Here is a 14510-nt window from a genome sequence, read left to right as displayed (position 1 = left end):
TTTTGAACTCTTTAAGTGCCTTTATATCAATGTTTGTTTGTGACAGTGGTAAAATTTTAGAAAACTTGTAGAATGGTAATATCGATAATGAGAATATATAAAAAAGATTGATTGTGATTTGATGTTTTTTGATCGTCGTTGACAATCGATAGACGCTGAAATAACTAATTACGTGATCTTAATATTAATATTAAGAAATTCTTTCTTCCTATATAATGGTATTCAAAAGTTTGTAGGTAAATGTAGGCACATTTGTAGGCAGGCTCAAAAAGTAGTATTTAATAGTATTTAATAAAACGACAGCAAAACGCTGTAATATCAGCATTTTTTATTCAATACTGTTTTGTGCTATACATTAAATAAGTCCACCAGGTACATAAATTTATAGTCGTGAAGCCTTTATAAATAGGGCCTTACGGCTTTTTATTTTCAAATGCACCCTTAATTCATAGCTATGTAGAACACGATGATTTTGAAGGAAGCCAGTTAAACTAGCATAATTGTCTTGATATGTATCCCGTCAATTGACGGTTGGTTATTTAATAACCGTATGAACTATACGCGTTATAGGAATTAACAAATGACGAAATAATAGCTGCAAAGAATAAAGCATAGAACGCTAGAATGATCATCAGGACAATGAATTGGACTAATCCAGCGCGATTCCATGTCTTTTGAACCGCCTTAAATGTGTCGATATCTTTATAGTTACCATCTCGCCAGGCCCATTCATTACCTTTTGCTCCAACGATGAAAACCCAAACGATGTTAAAGAGTGGAATGAGTGCTAATAGAGGCAGGTATGTCTTGTTTGCAATACCCCAAATCCAATTAAAAGAGAAGGCGCCCCAGTTCCATCCCTTAATCTCATCCGGAATCGCTACCGATACCTTGGGCTCAATTGGTATCTCAATTGAAGAAATGTTTGCTTGTTGTTGAGATTGAGACGCACTTATCGCTAGCATTTGATTGTTAGCAAGTAACTCCTTGGCCTTGTCGACGGTAATGCGCTTTAGCAAAACTGAAATTCCCGTTGTACCAGCGACCAACCCTAGTCGAGAGAGGCAGTTGGCACAAATTTTCCCGTCTGCCAGATTTTCAGAACTCATCAAGCTTAGTTTGTTTGTTTCACACACTGGACATAAGTCATTTGCCATAATTAACTCCTAAAATAATGATGCCCATATCACTATAATGCAGCGCTTTTAACGTGAATCATGCTTGCACGTATGTGTGTTGATTTACCCTAATCACGGATGTTCAATAAATCACATTCAATCACAAAAATAAAACGCTACTCAAGGAAGAAGCGTCCATCAATTGGCGTTCAGTGTAAGACCGACAGCTATAACAGGAACATCCACATATGTTCTTGCTTTTGCATGAAAGATTATATATAAATTTAAAGGCAACTAGCTACTACTAGGTTGAAATTTATCTACAACTAACTAAGCACATAGTACTTCTCAGCTTAATTGGATAGGTTTCGCGGTCAGTTATAATCCACTCAACACAGTTAGGCTTTATCATACCAAAGATGTGTTAATAAGCTCGAATAGATGCAGGCTCATTTTCTTGGCTAACTATTTTACCTATAGGGCGATAATAAATTTATTTTAATATACTATTAATTACATATATACTACACAACCGTGGGAACCGGTGCAACTTTCGCCAGCATGATTGTAAAAAAAACTTTTCTATTAATCAAAATATGTTTTTCGAAGTCAAAAGAATGTTGATACTTTGAAAAGTTAATAGTTTCGAATGTTCGCTGGGTTGAAAGAGCATGCTTATTCAAAAAGAGAGCAAATTACCTGATAAAAACATGCTAGACAAATGGCGTACATATGTCCGATAATATATTGCAATGAGTGTAGAAGAACTCTTGGGGGAAATTATGGGACTTAGAAAATATTTATTTTTAACGGTAGTCGCTTTGAGTAGTGTCGTGATAAGACCGGCCTTCGCCGATGATGAAGTGAATAATCAAGTGGGAACTAATCGGGCCAATGTTGCATTGGCAGACGTACCGACCTATGACCTGAATATTGAGACAACTTATGCTTCGGAAAGCGGCGTAGAGTTGAGCAAACCGCTTCAGATGACCATTAAGCCTGGTGAAAGATTGCAATTTGGAAATGTTATCGATGTTGAGGGTTACCATGTGAACTTTGATAAGACGCAAGTTAACCTTGATGGTTATGAAGGTACTTTTAGTCAATTGGCAGGTCTTTTGGGGATGGATCCAGTGACGATGATTGATTACATGAATCAGCATACTTGGGATGGTACAAAGCAGGCACCGGATCAATACATCCATTTTGTCTATGATCGGGATGTTGTAAACAGCGGAAATGTAGTCGTTAAATATCAGGATGAGTCGGGCAACCAGATTGCTGATGAGAAAACATTGACTGGCGACATTGGCGCTGAGTATTCAAGTAAGCAGTTACAATTAGCTGGATATACTTTTGAGAAAATCGAAGGCGAGGCAACAGGAGTTTTCAGTAAAGATTCGAAAGTAGTTATTTATATCTATACTAAGAATATTTCTGAAGTTCCTGCTTCGTCGAATTCCTTGCCGACAACCGGTAATGCTTTATCAAGTACGAATGAGGCTAAAGAAACCGATAATGATAATCAACAAAAAACATTGCCAAATACTGATCTGAAATCAAGTGGTGACCTTTCAGTGATGGGGGGCTTGTTAACGATTGTGGGTGTTGTTGGGTTGATAATGACATATATTAAGCGCAGATCGTAGGACGATTAAAAACGGTCATTCACGAGTGAATGACCGTTTTTATATGAAGATACAAACTCATAATCAACGAAAGAGTCGGATATATTTAGTTAAAGTTTCTCGATATAGACGGTGGTCCCGTAAGTGGCAACGGATTCGCCAAATTTGGATGACGCTGCACCAAAGTGGAATATTATAACGGTGTCAGTGCTTCCATCCTGAGCTGCATTACGCAGTCGATAAAGGGCTTCGTCACGAGCGACATGTTGAAGTTTTGTATATTCTCGAATTTCACCACTAATTAAAGTTTCTAAACCCTAGCCGAAATCCGAAAAGGTTTTTCGAGCGCGGCTGGTTAGGCCAAGTACTTCACCTAAAACCTTAGTGATTTTATAACCACCGATATTTTTAAAAGATTGTTCGTGTTAATGATCTCTTGACCTAGAGGTACATTATTGATGGAAGACACCTATTAAGCCAATGAATAATAAGAAATATAGGGTAAAGATAGAAGCAACGACAATGAAGTAGACTAAACCAGCAAAATTCCAGGTAGCTTGAACGGCTTTGAAAGTTTTAATATCGTCATAGTTACCACTTTGCCAAGCCCACTCGTTACCCTTGAAACCAACCACGAATACCCAAAATAAATTGAAGATTGGGATCAGAACAAGCAAAGGAAGATAGGTTTTGTTGCCGACGCCCCAAAACCAGTTAAACATAAAGGCACCCCAGTTCCAGCCTTTAATTTCTGCGGGGGTATTTTTATTGGTATTATTCATATTTCTTCTCCTGTTTTATTTTGTTTTCCAACCTATACAATACCTAAGTATTATATTTGAATTATATCACGTCAGGAAAGAGTTTAATATTCGAGATGTGTTATTAAATGTATTTTATTGGTCTTGTTAAAGGGAACTTGTAAATAAGTAAAAAAAAGGGTATACTATCTGAGTTGTGTTTGTGGATTTTCACAAACTGCAACCACCCGTTGTCTGTTTTAAGTCATCATTTGATGCGCGGGCACGGTGAGTCTAAGTTTTTATACAAATTTATTAGGAGGTCTACAGACTCATGGCAGAATATGCAATCATTGAGACTGGTGGTAAGCAATATAAGGTTGCCGCTGGAGAAGCTATTTACGTTGAGAAATTGGACGCAGCTGCAGGTGATAAGGTTGTTTTTGATAAGGTCGTCTTTGTTGATGGCAAGATCGGAACACCTTTCGTTGAAGGTGCATCAGTTTCAGGAACTGTTGAGAAGCAAGGTAAGGAAAAGAAGGTTGTTACTTTCAAGTACAAGCCAAAGAAGCACTCACACACTAAGCAAGGTCACCGTCAACCTTATACTAAGGTTGTCATTGACACGATTGCCTAAGACATCGGAATAGGAGGATAAAATCATGCAATTGAATTTGACTAACTTGACGATGCTTTCACACCACAAGGGTGGTGGTTCATCATCTAACGGTCGTGACTCAGCAGGTCGTCGTCTTGGAACGAAGCGTGCTGATGGACAAGACATCAAGGCTGGATCAATCATTTATCGTCAACGTGGAACTCACATTTACCCAGGTGTAAATGTTGGTCGTGGAAACGATGATACTTTGTTCGCTTTGACTGATGGTGTGGTAAAGTTCGGCCGTTTGGGTCGTGACCGTCGCCAAGTATCAGTTGTATCTCGCGAAGAGTACAAAGAAATCATTGCTAAGTAATTCGTTACTTGGTTAAAAAGCTTGTTGGACCATCTATGGTTTGGCAAGCTTTTTTACTTTATCTAATGACTAAAGTTTATCCGATCGTTTATTAGCGAGTTTAGGCTAGCTTCATAAGATTTTATTTTTGGGACAAAGTAGTGTTATAGCCCTAATGATGATAGGGCTGCAGTTCTTTAATTAAGCTGAACTCACTGGACTCTTCTGAGAAACAATGGCTGAAATGGATATTACTTATTTAGAGCTTATTTTAGTAGACTTTTTTGCTATTAAGTGAAGGTTATAAGCATGCATGTGACCGAAAATAAGCCTAGAATCGATGTTTGATATGTATGAGAGGTAATCATAGGGTTGCGGCGTGATAAGTGTTAACATACTTATTTGTTAGGGTAAGCCCCAATTTCGGTGGAATAAAGAATACTCAATTGTTGTGTATTTAAAAAAAGCACTTGAACGTCATTTTTGACATTCAGGTGCTTTTTGTTTGGTTTGAATTAGAAATAAGTTTAACGAAGCTATGCCGATTTGACAGGTTTTAATGATATTTATCTGGGATATTCGTTAAAAAAACATAAAAAAGCTAATCTTTTCACCCAAAAGTGATGAAACAGGAGATAAGCGAAATAATAATGTTTTTAAATTAAATACATAAGAATATACGCTGCAGAATAACTCGCTGAATTGCTGCCATGCCATTAACTTGACAGGACAATATCTAGATATTTCCAAACATACATTTAATGATGGTTTATATCGGCTTTAAGATGGTTTACTGGTGAATTATAATCTTTTGAATTTCTTTAAATTATAAAATATATTTTATTGATTTAAATTGGATTAACCGAAAAAGCGCCTTTTCGAGAAGTAAATATGGTTTTTAGACTCTACCCTAAAAACCACTTGCCTAAACTCTCAACAAAATACATAATACTATTTTTTATTCTTCTTGTAAATACATAAAAATGTTATTGTTTAAAACAATTATTGTAGTTTATAAGTAATAAAGTCTGCCGGACAACCTTAAAATAATTGATTTTAATCATACAAACATCATTCATCATATTGGCTGAATGAAATATATTTCAATAGGAAGATCGTTATTTGCTCACAGATGAACAATGCAGGCAAATGAGATTAATGTATATCTTATGTCTGAATAAATTTTAAAAGGGACGTATTCCAAACGTATGTTTTTAATTGACATGGAATGTGTTTTTTTGACTAGGCCCTAAAGAATATGATGTGTTCACAATTGCTTCAAACTTTCGCAAGTACTAAGCGGAGGGATGTGATAAGTACAATTTACGGTTTTGCTGATTGAGTAAAGTGATTTCAGAGAGAGAAGGGAATACGGTGAGCCAACTGAAAAATTGCTAAATGAATTACCAACTTACTGAATTAGGAAATATGTACTGAGGTACCTATCACAAATTTGCAGAGTGCTAGGTAGTTGTTTAGGAAGAATATTTTTGAAAATTTAAGGAGGTATCTAATGGCTGAAAAATTAGTTCAAATTAGAATTGATAAGGAGATTAAGGAGCGATCCGATAAGGTCTTCAATAGCAGCGGTATTACGACCCAGGTTGCAATCAAGATGTTTCTCATGCAGGTAGCTAAAACGGGTGAGACGCCCTTTGATGATCTCTTTATGTGATCTGGCTATCAATGTCTTGCATGACTTGAGGCTATCTAATGGTAGCTTGGGTTTAGATACTAGGAATTAGATTAATAATCATTAGTGGCAGTGGAACATACAGACTGGTTTAATCATCGTGGGTGTTGCTGAATTTCAGGAGCATTTTGGACTGGATAATCAAGATATAAATGTTAATTGCAAAGTAAGCTAGTTCGAAAAGATGATTTTACCAAGATAAAGGCAAGATTGATTTGGGACGATTAAGCCTTACATGTGTGAAAAACTGACAGGTTTTAAGTGCAGATGATCGACTAGATCATTATTAATATAGATATTGGAGTGTATTTTCATGGGTATTAAATTAAAGCAAGGTTTTGCGGCAACAGTCGTTGCTCTAACTTTTTCAGCACAAATTTTACCAGTTGTGGCATCGGCAAACACAGCGGCTGATTCATCGACTACAACAAGTGCTAAGACTAGCGATGCTGGAACAACTAGTACAGCAGCTGACAATCAAACATCAGCAGCTGGGCAAACAGCAACGGGTGCGACTACTGATAGTAGTAGTTCAGATACAACATCTGTTTCACCATATGCCTTGAACCTAATTTCTTGGGGAAGCCTGGATTATGTAGGGATGTCTAATAACGCGCAACAGGGGTTGACCATTGAAAATGGCGTGACCACTGGTGTGATCCAAATGAAGTTTGATATGCAATCTGTTGCGGGAGCAAAATGGGGTGACAAGAGTCAATTCGTGATGAAGTTACCACAAGAATTCGCTGAAATTTCTCAAACTAAGGAATTCCGCGATAACATTACAGGTCGTTACCGTGCATGGACTGCTGGAATCAAGGTAAAAGATTCCAACTACAAGTCAATGGATATCAAGGTGGAAAATAACCAAATCATCATTGATAACCCCAAGACAACTGATGTACTTGGAGTTTTGCCACATACAACGATCGACTTGAGCATTGATCTAGGTAAGGCGGTCACTGATTCTGGTGTACGTGTAATGAACTCGAATAGTGGTTTCTATGACTTCCAAGCCGCTCTTCGTGGTGATGAGAACACAATTGATTGGACGATTGGTAGCAATGAGTCACATACCAAGATTCCAATCGGACAAATCGACCCTGGTTATGGCAACAGTGTTCCAGTAATTAACACTGATAAGTTGGATACTGATATTCCTTTGGGATCAACAGTTGATGACGCACGTTTGTTGGAGAATGTTACTGCTACCGATAAAGAAGACGGTAATATTACGAACAAAATCACCATTGAAAAGAATGATATCAAGCCAAATACGGTTGGTGAATATGATGTTACTTACGCGGTTGTTGATTCAGTTGGTATGAAGACAACTAAGACAGTAACGTTCGTTGTTTCACCAGCAACGACTGGTAAAATCACACCAAATGATGCTCAAGAGGGTGCTACAAAGCTAACTGGTAGTTACACCGGCGATGTAGCATCAATGGATTTGATGGTTGGTACGACCAAGGTTGAGAGTGGTGGAATCTTTAAGAATGGTGAATTTACATTCTACGTTCCTGAAAACGTTGACCTAAAGAAGAGTGATGACGTGTCTTTGATCGCCTATGATAAAAATGGTCGTAAGTTAGATACGAAGACGGTTAAGATTGTTGATAAGTCAGTGTCAGCTGGAACAATTACACCAAATAACTATACTGTCGGATCTGGTAATATTTCAGGAACTTATACTGGTGATGTTACTTATGCCAAGGTTTACGTTAATAATCAACAAATCTCTGTTGGTGGAGATTTCTCAAATGGTAACTTTAGTTATTACGTAGGTAATGCAGTTGCCAATGGCGACAACGTACGGATTGATGCATACAATGCTGATAATCAAATGGTCGATTCAAAGGCAGTTACTTTGTCTACACCAAGCGTAGTTGGTAGCATCACACCTGCTCCTTATACCGTTGGATCTGATACAATCACAGGTTCTTACTCAGGGGCAGTTTCATATGCCAAGGTATATGTTAACGGTCAACAAATTTCAGCAGGTGGAAACTTTGCAAATGGTTCATTTAATTATTACGTAGGTAATGCGATTGCTAGCGGAAACGTGGTAACAATTGAAGCATATTCAGCAGATAACCAAAAGCTTGATTCAAAGACGGTTACAGTGAACACACCATCAGCAACAGGAAGTATCGCACCAGCACCATATACAGTTGGAAATGGTTTGATCACAGGAACATATTCTGGAGCAGTTTCATATGCCAAGGTATATGTGAATGGTCAACAAATTTCAGCAGGCGGTGATTTCGCCAATGGTAGCTTTAGCTATTATGTAGGTAATGCAATTGCCAGTGGAAACGTAGTAACGATTGAAGCATATTCAGCTGATAATCAAAAGCTTGATACAAAATCAGTTACAGTGAACACACCATCAGCAACAGGAAGCATTACACCAGCTGTTTACCAAAGTGGTTCACAGTTTATTACTGGAACTTATACTGGTGATGTTTCAACGGCCCGTTTGTACATTAACGGAGTTCTTACAACGATGGGTGGAGTATTTGAGAACGGTAACTTCACTTATTATGTAGGTAATTCAATTTCAAAGGGTCAAAATATTGTGCTTGAGGCATACTCAGCCGATGGACAAAAGTTAGACAGTAAGTCAATTACGATTAACTAATTAGTTACTGATTAACTATTACTCAGAGTGGGACGTGTCCGTGAAAGATACGTCCCATTTGGTTTCTTAACAGAAACCTGCTGTAAGAAAAGCATTCCGAGGAACAAGATTAACGAGGCGATGAAAAATACGAAGGTAAAGCAGCTATTTAATAACACAATTTTATTTGGAATTGGAAATTTTGGCAGTAAGATCTTGGTCTTATTGTTGGTGCCAATCTATACTGCCAGCTTAACGACAAGTCAATATGGATTCGTTGATTTAGTAATCAATGTTGTTAACGTTTTGACACCAATATTTGCACTTAGCGTCTATGAAGCAGTGTTTCGTGATCAGTTGGATGGCGAATTGGATCAAGTCAAAAAGGAGCGCGCATTCTTTTTAGCGATTGAAATAACTCTGGTAAGTCTGGTTTTTTATGCGCTTGTTTTACTTGTCGGGGCAAATTGGTTGCCTAGGGGAATGAGCTATGTCGTACTTTTAGGCTTGATATTAGTATTCTTACAAAATATACAAAACTTATTTGGACAGTATGTACGGGGGAATGGGCACACAGTCCGTTATACCTTAAATGGGCTCATAACGGCCGGAACCTTGTTCGTTATTTCAGTCTTGCTAGTCTATTACTGGCACATGGGGGTCGTTGGGTATATTTGCTCAATTATATTTTCCGTAGTTGTCTCAATTTTGATATTGGGGCCAGCCACACCGCGATGGCGTTTGACTAGCGTTTTCAAGCGAATTAGCCTCAGCGAGCTAAAAAGCATGCTTCGATATTCAATTCCGATGATTCCAAATGCGATTATTTGGTGGTTATTCAATGGAGTTGTTCGTTTTGGAATTTTATTTGCAGTCGGTGTTAGTGCGAATGGGTTGTTTGCTGCGGCCGCTAAATTACCAAGTATTATCTCAGTTGTGGTTTATATATTTACGCAGGCTTGGGAACTAAACGCAGTGCAGGCAGCGGAAGAGGATGATAACCAATTTTATACATTGATTATTAACGGCTTTATCATTGTTGAATTTACGATTAGCCTATTTTTAATCATGTTTAGTCAGCCAATTGGTCAAATATTTATTGGCGGTGAGTTTGCCTTGGGATGGAGATTAATTCCGGGATTGTTAATGGCAAATTTTTGGTATGGTTTGGCAACAATTTTAGGTGTTAATTACATGGTAAGTCGTAAGACAAGTGGTTTAGGACTTAGTACAGCATTGGGATTTATTGTGACGGTAATTGGTTTATCAATCTTTCTACCGCTTTTTAAGATCTACGGTGCAATCATCGCTTTGAATCTAGGATATTTAAGCATGGTTGTATACAGAATTATTGACACAAAAGAGATGATGGAGATTAAGTATCTACAGCTTGCTATCAGTGCGGGCGTATTGCTGGTTGCAACGATATTAGTAACTAATCAGAACAAATTTAATATGCTTGAGAATTCAAGTTGGTTTGGACTGGGAATGATGCTTGTACTACTAGCTTACTGGCGAATCATCATCAAAGTTTTTAAAGAGATAATTGGGTTTTTAAATGACAGATTTTTATAACATGACAAAACGGGGGGCGGATATGTTGCTTTCATTATTTGCTCTGGTTATTTTAAGTCCTGCTTTATTAATGATTTGGGGATTAATCAAACTTGGCGATCGAAAACATGGTGCTTTTTTTAGTCAAGTCAGGGTAGGTAAGGATGGCAATCGGTTCGAGATATATAAATTTAGAACGATGGTTGTTAACGCAGAAGATCAGTTAGACGAACTGCTTAAATATAACGACGTTGATGGAATTACTTTTAAGATGCGGCGCGACCCTAGGGTTACCAAAGTTGGTGCCTTTTTACGCAAGACAAGTTTAGATGAGTTACCACAATTTTTGAATGTGCTACGTGGCGATATGGCAATTGTTGGTCCACGTCCGGCTTTGGAAAGAGAAGTTGCTGCATATAGTGAGCACGATTTACAACGTCTCAATGTTTTACCTGGGATTACCGGATTATGGCAAGTTTCTGGGCGAAGCGGGACAACCTTTGAGTATATGGTTGAGAAGGATTTGGAATATATTCGAAAACGAAGCCTATTACTGGATTTGAAAATAATTATGCAGACAATATTTGTGGTGGTGGTACCGAATGATGCGTATTAAGAACAAGATTTTGGTTGTTGGGCCGGATATGGCAGAATCTGGCGGAGTAGCAACTGTTATGCAACATTTCGCAGACCAACAAGCCAACTTAACTGATTTCGATATTCAGTTGTTGGTTACATGGCGACAACGCTGGATTTGGAATTTTATCAAGGTGGTATTAAGATATCGAATCTTATTGCATCGGCGAAATATTGACTTGGTGCATATTCATGTATCTGAACGTGGGAGTTTTTGGCGGGCCGCAATTATAACATGGTTAACCCCTAGGCGGATTCCAGTAATCCATCATTATCACGCCGCAGAATTCGACGTCTTTTATAAGTCTCAAGGGCGGCTTTTTAAGTGGATTATTCGAAAAACAATTGATCGAGCGTCTCAGGTAATTGTGCTAAGTCAATCTTGGTTAACCTTTTTTACAGCGTTGACCAAGACGGACATTCTAATTATTCACAATGGTGTACCAATCCCCAATGAGCAGTTACAGGTCAATGAAACAAGTAAAAAGGTGGTTACGTTTGGCCGAATTGGTAAACGGAAGGGCACTTATGACTTAGTGAGGGTTGCAAAACAGGTCCATCAACTGGACGCAAATATAACGTTTGATGTCTATGGGGATGGAACGACTACTGATTTGGAGAACGTGCAGAATCAAATCAAATTAGCTGGAATGGCTGAAGTCATCAGGCTTCACGACTGGGTCGATGATGTATATGAGCCCATGCAAGATGCAATGTTACATTTTCTACCTTCCTATCATGAGGGCTTGCCAATGGCGATCTTAGAAAGCATGGCATATGGTTTGCCAAACTTGGCAACGCGGATTGGTGGAATTCCAGAACTGATCGATGGAAGGTCCAATGGATACTTGGTAGATGCCGGCTCAATTGAACAAATGACGAAGCTTATTTACAAATATGCCCAAATGGGAATTGATGAAAAGCTTATCACTAGTAATTTGGCGCGTCAGACAATTATTGAGCAATATTCACTTGGAAAAATGTTTGAACAAGTTACCAAATTATATGAAAGGATCTTACGATGAAAAAACATGTAATGTTAGTTTTTGGTACGAGACCCGAAGCAATTAAAATGGCTCCAATTTTATTTGAATTGAGAAAGCATTCAGAAATCAAAACAACTTTTGTTGCTACATCTCAGCATCGTGAAATGTTGGATCAGGTGCTGGAAGTCTTTGATATCCATTCTGATTATGATTTGCAGATTATGAAGGATAATCAAACTTTGGAAGATATAACTAATAATGTATTGGACAAATTGGGACCAATTTTGAACGAAGAAAAGCCAGATATTTTACTGGTACACGGTGATACAACAACTACGATGGCGGCAAGTCTGAGTGCCTTCTACCATAAAATTCCAGTGGGGCATGTCGAGGCAGGTCTAAGAACATGGGATAAGTATTCCCCATATCCCGAGGAAATGAATCGGCAGATTACTGATAATATCAGCGATGTGTATTTTGCACCAACTGAACAGAGTCGAATCAATTTGTTAGAAGAGCGACATGGCGACCAGAATATTTATGTTACAGGTAACACGGCGATTGATGCATTGAATTTGACTGTCAGGTCTGATTTTCATAGCTCCTTGTTAGAGCAAATACCAGCAACCCAGCGGATCATTTTGTTGACAATGCATCGTCGCGAAAATCAAGGCACTGGTATGCGAAATGTTTTTAAAGCGGTTAAGGCAATCGTTGAGCATTATTCAAATGTTTCGGTTATATTTCCAGTCCATTTGAGTCCAGCCGTACAAAAAGAGGCGAATGAAATATTAGGAGCAACTCCTAATATTCACTTAACAGAGCCATTGAACGTTGTGGAATTTCATAATTTCGCAGCAAAGAGCTATTTGATTTTAACGGATTCTGGTGGTGTGCAGGAAGAAGCACCCTCTTTGGGGAAGCCAGTCCTTGTTTTGCGTGATACAACAGAGCGTCCTGAAGGGGTAAATGCGGGGACATTGAAATTAGTTGGAACCGAATATGACAACGTCTATCGGAACATTGCTTTACTGTTAAACGATGATAAAACGTATGCTCAGATGGCTGCAGCAAACAATCCTTATGGTGACGGGCAAGCTGCCCAGAGGATCGTGGCAGCCGTGATTGAGCGATTGGAACGGATCAACAGATGATGAGACGAAATTTATTTGGGTTAGAAGTTGATGATTTGACTCGACAAGAGACAGTTAGCGTGGTCGATGAGTATATCCAAAATGGTAAGCCGGCCCACTTGCTAGGAGTTAATTCTGATAAGGTAAATGCAATTCAAGATGATCTACGGTTATTAGAAATTTGTAAAAAGGCCGCGATTGTTAATCCAGATGGAATCTCAATGGTGTTAGCATCGCGTATGCTCAAGCAAGCTTTACCAGAACGTGTAGCAGGAATTGATTTGATGGATGATCTGTTGAATTTGGCTGCTCAAAAAGGCTATTCCGTTTATTTTATTGGCGCAAAGGAAGCGGTAATCAGACAAGCTGTTACGAACATTGAAGCGAAATATCCAACACTAAGGGTGCTGGGCTATGAGAATGGATACTTTGGTAGTGACGTTTGGTCTCAAAAGGCTGCGAAGCTGAAGGACATTCGAGCGGATATGGTGTTTATTGGGATAACGTCACCACAGAAGGAATATTTCATCCAATCATTAATGGATGCGGATGTGTCTGCCATCTTTATGGGGGTTGGCGGAAGTTTCGACGTGATCTCTGGAAAGCTTTCACGAGCGCCCCGCTGGATGCAAATGGCAGGGTTGGAGTGGTTCTATCGGTTTTTACAAGAACCGCGGCGAATGTGGCGACGCTATTTCTTTGGCAATCTAAAATTTATTAATTTGACAATTAAAGAAGCAAGGAGCATTAAACAATGAAGCGTTCAAAGATTTTATTAACAATTGGTGCAGTGATTGTTGCAATTGGTTTGGTGATAGGAGCATTTATGTTTGGTAAAGGTACAAAGAATACAAGTAGCACGCAGGGAAAGAATGATTATCAGTTAGTTTCGACAAATGATCAAAGTAGCGATCCAGTTGCAGTAGGTAATTTTAAATTGCATTTTGGCTCAGTTGAGAAAACAACATTAAATGATAAAGACAAGAAGGCTAAGTTGTACGTGATTAAAGTCGACTTTGAAAACATTAGTAATGATGCGGCCGGAATAGGTGCCTTGGACTTTAGAATTAAGGACAACAAGGGCAAGTGGCATAATATTTCAAGTAAATACACAGCCTTTGGCAAGTCCTTCGACAGCAACGCTAAGGGACAAGAAAAATTGTATTTTGAGCTCGATAATGGTTTGACACCAGCTAAATTGCAATACAAGACCGTTAGTGAAACAGCAACGTGGGATTTCAAACGTTAACAGATTTCGAGAGAGAGTCGGGAATGAGCTGATTTATCATGTAGCCCCTTGCTGAAGAAATAGTAAATCTTATGTGGATGAAGACGCCGGTTAATTCAAATCGGATGTTGGCAACAACGAATTCTATGATCGACAGGTGATCGTGAATCGTAATTAGTTGCAGGCCAAGTAAGTAAACTAATATCGTTGGCTGATCG

Annotated in this window: 13 protein-coding genes, 1 pseudogene and 1 other annotated feature; of the genes and pseudogenes, 11 read left to right on the top strand and 3 right to left on the bottom strand. The window is 38.5% G+C overall.

The genetic code is table 11. The features are described 5' to 3' along the window. Nucleotides 1–539: 539 nt before the first annotated feature. The gene (locus tag ESZ50_RS11815; RefSeq protein WP_222860790.1) at nt 540–902 is read right to left on the bottom strand and encodes a ribonuclease G; all 363 of its coding nucleotides are present in this window, start codon (nt 900–902) and stop codon (nt 540–542) included. Nucleotides 903–1900: 998 nt separating this feature from the next. Here ESZ50_RS11815 and ESZ50_RS04630 point away from each other — a divergent pair. After that, nucleotides 1901–2767: a MucBP domain-containing protein gene (locus ESZ50_RS04630; RefSeq protein ID WP_187387549.1), complete on the top strand. Its 867-nt coding sequence runs from the start codon at nt 1901–1903 to the stop codon at nt 2765–2767. Between the two features lie 89 nt (nt 2768–2856). Here the strand turns inward: ESZ50_RS04630 and ESZ50_RS11970 are convergent. After that, a pseudogene (locus tag ESZ50_RS11970) lies at nt 2857–3051 on the bottom strand (heavy metal-binding domain-containing protein); the annotation flags it as partial. A gap of 147 nt (nt 3052–3198) precedes the next feature. Then, nucleotides 3199–3528 carry a ribonuclease G gene (locus ESZ50_RS04620; protein WP_148622437.1) on the bottom strand — a complete coding sequence of 110 codons (330 nt, stop codon included), beginning with the start codon at nt 3526–3528 and terminating at the stop codon, nt 3199–3201. A gap of 190 nt (nt 3529–3718) precedes the next feature. Further along, nucleotides 3719–3792, top strand: a sequence feature (ribosomal protein L21 leader region). A 28-nt stretch (nt 3793–3820) separates the two neighbouring features. Here ESZ50_RS04620 and rplU point away from each other — a divergent pair. The 10 genes from rplU to ESZ50_RS04570 all read left to right on the top strand — a co-directional run bounded on the left by rplU (nt 3821) and on the right by ESZ50_RS04570 (nt 14313). Beyond that, entirely contained in the window at nt 3821–4123 is a 303-nt protein-coding gene (gene rplU, locus ESZ50_RS04615) for a 50S ribosomal protein L21 (protein WP_148622436.1), read from the top strand. Nucleotides 4124–4148: 25 nt separating this feature from the next. Beyond that, entirely contained in the window at nt 4149–4460 is a 312-nt protein-coding gene (gene rpmA, locus ESZ50_RS04610; RefSeq protein ID WP_148622435.1) for a 50S ribosomal protein L27, read from the top strand. A gap of 1492 nt (nt 4461–5952) precedes the next feature. Further along, a complete protein-coding gene (locus ESZ50_RS04605) occupies nt 5953–6114 on the top strand; it encodes a type II toxin-antitoxin system RelB/DinJ family antitoxin (protein ID WP_148622434.1) in 162 nt (53 codons plus the stop codon). 331 nt (nt 6115–6445) lie between these two features. After that, entirely contained in the window at nt 6446–8776 is a 2331-nt protein-coding gene (locus ESZ50_RS04600; protein WP_148622433.1) for an immunoglobulin-like domain-containing protein, read from the top strand. A 120-nt stretch (nt 8777–8896) separates the two neighbouring features. Next, entirely contained in the window at nt 8897–10330 is a 1434-nt protein-coding gene (locus ESZ50_RS04595; RefSeq protein ID WP_148622432.1) for a lipopolysaccharide biosynthesis protein, read from the top strand. Beyond that, entirely contained in the window at nt 10314–10925 is a 612-nt protein-coding gene (locus ESZ50_RS04590; RefSeq protein WP_148622431.1) for a sugar transferase, read from the top strand. The genes ESZ50_RS04595 and ESZ50_RS04590 overlap by 17 nt, the downstream gene beginning before the upstream one ends. Then, on the top strand, nt 10912–11970 hold the full coding sequence (locus tag ESZ50_RS04585; RefSeq protein ID WP_148622430.1) for a glycosyltransferase: 1059 nt from the start codon (nt 10912–10914) through the stop codon (nt 11968–11970). The genes ESZ50_RS04590 and ESZ50_RS04585 overlap by 14 nt, the downstream gene beginning before the upstream one ends. Further along, complete coding sequence (gene wecB, locus ESZ50_RS04580; protein ID WP_148622429.1) at nt 11967–13085, top strand: non-hydrolyzing UDP-N-acetylglucosamine 2-epimerase; 1119 nt, start codon at nt 11967–11969, stop codon at nt 13083–13085. Before ESZ50_RS04585 ends, wecB begins: the two co-directional genes overlap by 4 nt. Further along, nucleotides 13082–13822 carry a WecB/TagA/CpsF family glycosyltransferase gene (locus ESZ50_RS04575; RefSeq protein WP_148622428.1) on the top strand — a complete coding sequence of 247 codons (741 nt, stop codon included), beginning with the start codon at nt 13082–13084 and terminating at the stop codon, nt 13820–13822. Before wecB ends, ESZ50_RS04575 begins: the two co-directional genes overlap by 4 nt. Beyond that, nucleotides 13819–14313 carry a DUF4352 domain-containing protein gene (locus ESZ50_RS04570; RefSeq protein ID WP_148622427.1) on the top strand — a complete coding sequence of 165 codons (495 nt, stop codon included), beginning with the start codon at nt 13819–13821 and terminating at the stop codon, nt 14311–14313. Before ESZ50_RS04575 ends, ESZ50_RS04570 begins: the two co-directional genes overlap by 4 nt. The last annotated feature ends 197 nt before the right edge of the window (nt 14314–14510 follow it).

It is taken from the genome of Weissella muntiaci (assembly GCF_008107635.1).
GTDB lineage: Bacteria > Bacillota > Bacilli > Lactobacillales > Lactobacillaceae > Weissella > Weissella muntiaci.
This window is presented reverse-complemented; position numbering and strand designations above follow the sequence as displayed.

What these genes read in the sequence shown, in the direction of transcription:
- ESZ50_RS04570 (WP_148622427.1), top strand. Translation starts at nt 13,819, where the DNA reads ATGAAGCGTTCAAAGATTTTATTAACAATTGGTGCAGTGATTGTTGCA.
- ESZ50_RS04605 (WP_148622434.1), top strand. Translation starts at nt 5,953, where the DNA reads ATGGCTGAAAAATTAGTTCAAATTAGAATTGATAAGGAGATTAAGGAG.
- ESZ50_RS04595 (WP_148622432.1), top strand. Translation starts at nt 8,897, where the DNA reads ATGAAAAATACGAAGGTAAAGCAGCTATTTAATAACACAATTTTATTT.
- wecB (WP_148622429.1), top strand. Translation starts at nt 11,967, where the DNA reads ATGAAAAAACATGTAATGTTAGTTTTTGGTACGAGACCCGAAGCAATT.
- ESZ50_RS04585 (WP_148622430.1), top strand. Translation starts at nt 10,912, where the DNA reads ATGATGCGTATTAAGAACAAGATTTTGGTTGTTGGGCCGGATATGGCA.
- rplU (WP_148622436.1), top strand. Translation starts at nt 3,821, where the DNA reads ATGGCAGAATATGCAATCATTGAGACTGGTGGTAAGCAATATAAGGTT.
- ESZ50_RS04630 (WP_187387549.1), top strand. Translation starts at nt 1,901, where the DNA reads ATGGGACTTAGAAAATATTTATTTTTAACGGTAGTCGCTTTGAGTAGT.
- ESZ50_RS04575 (WP_148622428.1), top strand. Translation starts at nt 13,082, where the DNA reads ATGATGAGACGAAATTTATTTGGGTTAGAAGTTGATGATTTGACTCGA.
- rpmA (WP_148622435.1), top strand. Translation starts at nt 4,149, where the DNA reads ATGCAATTGAATTTGACTAACTTGACGATGCTTTCACACCACAAGGGT.
- ESZ50_RS04590 (WP_148622431.1), top strand. Translation starts at nt 10,314, where the DNA reads ATGACAGATTTTTATAACATGACAAAACGGGGGGCGGATATGTTGCTT.
- ESZ50_RS04620 (WP_148622437.1), bottom strand. Translation starts at nt 3,528, where the DNA reads ATGAATAATACCAATAAAAATACCCCCGCAGAAATTAAAGGCTGGAAC.
- ESZ50_RS04600 (WP_148622433.1), top strand. Translation starts at nt 6,446, where the DNA reads ATGGGTATTAAATTAAAGCAAGGTTTTGCGGCAACAGTCGTTGCTCTA.